Annotated in this window: 5 protein-coding genes; all 5 read left to right on the forward strand. The window is 42.0% G+C overall.

Annotated elements, in window-relative coordinates:
- The first annotated feature begins 75 nt into the window (after window positions 1–75).
- The gene (locus tag HF974_13410) at window positions 76–477 is read left to right on the forward strand and encodes a hypothetical protein (protein ID MBC2699299.1); all 402 of its coding nucleotides are present in this window, start codon (window positions 76–78) and stop codon (window positions 475–477) included.
- A gap of 529 nt (window positions 478–1,006) precedes the next feature.
- Complete coding sequence (gene trxB, locus HF974_13415; GenBank protein MBC2699300.1) at window positions 1,007–1,915, forward strand: thioredoxin-disulfide reductase; 909 nt, start codon at window positions 1,007–1,009, stop codon at window positions 1,913–1,915.
- 71 nt (window positions 1,916–1,986) lie between these two features.
- Entirely contained in the window at window positions 1,987–2,622 is a 636-nt protein-coding gene (gene nth, locus HF974_13420; protein MBC2699301.1) for an endonuclease III, read from the forward strand.
- Window positions 2,619–3,080 carry a 3'-phosphoesterase gene (locus tag HF974_13425; protein ID MBC2699302.1) on the forward strand — a complete coding sequence of 154 codons (462 nt, stop codon included), beginning with the start codon at window positions 2,619–2,621 and terminating at the stop codon, window positions 3,078–3,080. Before nth ends, HF974_13425 begins: the two co-directional genes overlap by 4 nt.
- A gap of 1,315 nt (window positions 3,081–4,395) precedes the next feature.
- On the forward strand, window positions 4,396–4,774 hold a 379-nt coding region (locus tag HF974_13430), incomplete at its 3' end, for a diaminopimelate decarboxylase (GenBank protein MBC2699303.1).

Here is a 4,774-nt window from a genome sequence, read left to right on the forward strand (position 1 = left end):
ACGCTATCAAAAACAAAGCATCCGTATCTCATTTTTGTTACAAAAAATTCTAAAATTCGAAAGGAACTTGCTGAAATGGAGAAAAATGAAAAGAAAACTGTCCAGCACAAGTTCAAACTTGATATAGATAAAACTGTTCTTAGAGGGGAAACAACTCTTGCACTTCTAAAACAAATATTCGATAAAAGAAGTGACAAATTATATGACTGGGCATTTGCCACAAATCAATCTTCCATCAATCTTGATCACATTATTGCACCATATAAACGGAGGTGGAGAATTGAAACCGGGTTCCGTGTTCAGGATGAAGCATGTATAATGTCAAAATCAAAGGATGTCAGTATCAGGTTTTTTTATTTTGCTTATGAACAAGTATTGCAACTGCTATGGGTTGTATTGTACAAAGATGAGGTAAGTTTCAAAGTGTTCATGTTAGATATGTATGAAGAATGTGTAACGCGATATAAGAATATATGATTAGGTGGCCACCTCCATGACTCAGCAACATGGAGGTGTAGGTTGGTGGATCATCAGGGAGCCATCGATAGTATGTCCACATCTTTTCAAATATTTGTGTATTGGGATAGAGCGGGCTATCTCATATGGACATATTGTTCGGAGATACTGTTTGAGACCGTTACAATTCGTGTTGGTGAATTTAATTAAACCACAGATAAACACAGATGAACACAGATTTTCAGGTAGCGTATCCGCGTTTATCGGCGTTCGTCTGCGGTTAGTTTGATAATACCAACATGTAATGTGACGGTCTCGTTCGGAGATACTGCTTTATTGCTTAATTGGTATCGATATTCCAAAAGACATCTTGTCTTTATGTAGCAGACTATAAAGTGAATTACGAATCAAACACATAGAATGAAACTGTAAAATAAACCTCACCACCAAAAGATTTGACAGCAAAGTCCTGACAAAAGTATAATGAATGGAAAAGGGAATATAGACTACTCAGTATTATTCCAGGATAAATAACAATGGATGGTTAACAATGGTATATGATGTAATCATAATCGGCGGCGGTCCTGCCGGACTTTCAGCAGGCATATATGCCAAACGCGCAATGATGAATGCCCTGCTTATAGAGAAAGTTGGAGTGGGCGGGCAGATCATCAAGACCCATATGCTTGAGAACTACCCGGGTTTTCCCGAGGTTAGCGGCATGGAACTGATGGAAAATATGGAAGAACATGCTAAGAAGTTCGACCTTGAAATAAAGTTTGCCGATGTCAGGCAGATCAAGGACGGAGGCGAAGTAAAGACAGTCGTGACCTCTGATGATGAGTTAGAGGCCAGATCCGTAATTGTTGCCACAGGTACCAGGCCAAAGAAACTGGGTGTGCCCGGCGAAGACGAATTCACAGGCAGGGGCGTATCTACCTGCGCTACGTGTGATGGTTTTTTCTTTACAGGCAAGGATGTGGCGCTGGTAGGCGGCGGCGACAGTGCTATTGTTGAAGCCATCTTCCTTACCAAAATGGTCAACAAGGTATATGTCATCCACCGCAGGGATAAACTGAGAGCCGAAAAGATCAATCAGGAAAGGGCTTTCAAGAACCCGAAGATAGAGTTTGTCTGGAACTCCAACCTGCAGTCGATCGAAGGTACGGATACTGTTGAAAAGGTAAAAGTCAAGAACAAGCTAACTGATGAGATCAAAGAGATACAGGTTGGGGGCGTGTTTATGTATGTGGGTGTGGAACCTGGCACGGATTTTGTCGAAGCCGACAAAGATGGGAACGGTTTTCTTATTACCGGTCCTGACCTGTCCACTTCAGTACCAGGTATATTTGCTGCAGGTGATTGCCGGACAACATTACTGCGCCAGGTAGCTACGGCAGTTGGTGATGGTGCCCTGGCTGCGGTCTCAGCAGAACGCTACCTTGCCGGGATAGAATAACGAAGCGAATCACAACCGGAACCACATCTGGAATCACAACTATTATCTATTCATATCGCCTTTATTTTTTCATGAAACCGGCCGGGCAGATGCTTGAGATGATCAGGCTGCTTAAGGATGAGTATCCAATTTCAAGGACTGCACTCAGATATGAAACACCTCACCAGATGCTTGTAGCTACTATCCTTTCGGCCCAGTGTACTGATGTTAGGGTTAATATGGTAACTGAAGAACTCTTCAGGAAATACAAAGGGATTAATGAATTTGCTGAAGCTGACCTGCAGGAACTGGAACAGGATATCAGGTCTACAGGTTTTTACAGACAGAAAGCAAAGAATATCAAGAACAGTAGTATTGAAATCCTTGAAAATTTCAGCGGTAATGTCCCTGATACCATGGAAGAACTGATTACATTGCCAGGTGTGGGGCGTAAGACTGCAAATGTCGTACTGTCCAGCGCCTATAACATTACTGAAGGGATTGCAGTAGATACCCATGTGAAGCGGCTGTCCTTCAGGCTGGGGCTGACCCGGTATACTGACCCGGATAAGATCGAGGCGGACCTAATGAAGCTGGCCCCGAAGGAGGAGTGGAGCGACTTGTCATACAGGCTCATACTGCATGGCCGTGCAGTATGCAGTGCCCGCAAACCTGAACATGGTATATGTATGTTGCAACATCTATGCCCGCGGATGGGAGTGAAATGAAACCTGAACAAAACAGGAATGAACGTAATTCTTCCGGGATAACTGAACCCGTACTTGCCGGTAAATCGTCAGGCGAAAGTGTCTTTGTTATCCAGGAACATAATTCCAAAAAGTTACACTGGGACCTGCGGTTACAGATTGGGGGTGTGCTCAGGAGCTGGGCAGTGCCAAAGGAACCACCAACCGGGCCGGGTGTGAAAAGGCTGGCCATACCAACCAAGGACCACTCCCTGGAATATGCCGACTTCGAGGGTGAAATTCCAAAAGGGCATTACGGGGCCGGGACTGTAAAGATGTGGGACCGGGGCACATTCGAGCCGTTGGAAGTGGATGATGAAAAAGGAAAGATAATCTTCAGGATGGATGGACGGCGGCTATCAGGCGTGTACTGTCTTATCAGGACCAAACCAAGGGGTGACAAGGAGCAGTGGCTGTTTTTCAGGAAAAAGGGTGAATGAACTTATTGTACTTCCGATTATGGGTAGTTCTGGATAGAAATAAATTTAAAAGTCTTTTAATGGTATAAATCAGATTGTCGCATTCCTGCTCTATTATATCCGGATTAAAAGTACACAGGTACCAGTGCAGGAGGGAAGGCAAGAATCATTAATTAACATATACCCTAAATGTTCGAAATTTTCTATGGAATCCAAGGCTGTTTCAATGGTAACGACATGATCGTCAAGATCTCCTCGGCTTGCTTTTTTACTAAAGGGACACATTTATTTATACTTCAATTACAATTTCAATAGTGTTTCTAGATAAATCGAGTTTCTCTGTAATTGCCCTTGTTCCCATTTTGGGATTTCATTTCTTTAAGTTCCTTATTGTTATCCAATCTTCTACTGAGATCACCTCAAAACCTCCTGTAATAATGCAGGAGTATTTTAGTAATAGGGTGGGTCAATTTTCAATGGGAAAAGTTGGTCAATTTTAGTGGGAATATTTAAAGAGGTATTTTGAGACGCAAGCTATTAACATGTACCCTGAAACTCAGGTAGTAAAGAAGAAAAGGAAGGTTGCAGGTAAATGAGACTTTTGGATTTCCAATAAAAACTGAGTTGTAAAGCGACGGCACGTCATGCTTCGCAGCTCTAATGCGGTTGGGTGTGCCGTCGCAACGTTTGACTCATCGGTAAGTCCGTGACGACATCCCCCACCTTACATTCTACCGCTGCCCCATTACCCCCTCGCCAAAAGCCTTTGAAAACACCTTGGAAAATCCAAAAATCCCGAACTCCATAGGCTCGCCCGACTCCCGCATCAACTCCAGCCCCGCATCTAAGGATAGGATACAGAACGGGCAGTTGGGTCAGCACTTGTAGGCACTCTCTTGCTTTGCCATTTCTTTCCTGGGTGTGGATTGACTGTCAGTGAGATGTGGGTATGCTGCGTGTACACCTGCATTTTTGGGAGTTGTTTTTAGAAATATTTATATGAGATTGCGTTTATTATACTTAGGAGGGTGTGGTTATGAACTGTGTTTGGGATATTGACTGACGAAATCGAAAATAAGGAGGTAGAGTATTATTTACTGGCCTCGGTAATTAATTCCGGGGTATGTGACTGGATCTTTGGAAAAATTTCACGGAAAAAACATGGATAAGATTTCCTTCCTAAGGAGGAGAAACAGAGGTTACTAACTGTGCAACATAATCTATACATGTACATTTAGCAAAAAAGAAGTGATTTGGAATGATTTGGGACAAAGGACATTGGAATAAACATTTAGATAAAACTGAGAACAATCATCGGAAAATATATGATGTAGATATGGTTGAATTAGCAAAAGAATATGGCACGCCGTTATATGTTTTGTTTGAAGATATTATAAGGGATAATTATAAAAAATATCAAAATGCACTTGAAAAAGAGTGTGAAGATTATCTAATATGTTATGCAGTTAAAGCAAATACAACTTTTGGTATTCCTAAATATTTGGTTAAATTAGGTTCCGGAGCAGATGTTGCTTCAGAGTATGAATTGCAATCTGCACTCGATGCAGGAATTCCACCAGAGAAAATAAGAGCAAATGGAAATTGCAAAAGTAAACATTATTTGGAAGAATGCATAACGAAGGAAATAATAATAAATGTTGATCCGGAAGTAGAGTTGGAGGTGATTAATGCCATTGCAAAAGAGTTAGGAATTC

This window comes from ANME-2 cluster archaeon (assembly GCA_014237145.1).
Lineage (GTDB): Archaea > Halobacteriota > Methanosarcinia > Methanosarcinales > Methanocomedenaceae > Methanocomedens_A.

Coding starts and splice junctions, on each gene's coding strand:
- HF974_13410 (MBC2699299.1), top strand. CDS start 76: ATGGAGAAAAATGAAAAGAAAACTGTCCAGCACAAGTTCAAACTTGAT.
- nth (MBC2699301.1), top strand. CDS start 1,987: ATGAAACCGGCCGGGCAGATGCTTGAGATGATCAGGCTGCTTAAGGAT.
- HF974_13425 (MBC2699302.1), top strand. CDS start 2,619: ATGAAACCTGAACAAAACAGGAATGAACGTAATTCTTCCGGGATAACT.
- trxB (MBC2699300.1), top strand. CDS start 1,007: ATGGTATATGATGTAATCATAATCGGCGGCGGTCCTGCCGGACTTTCA.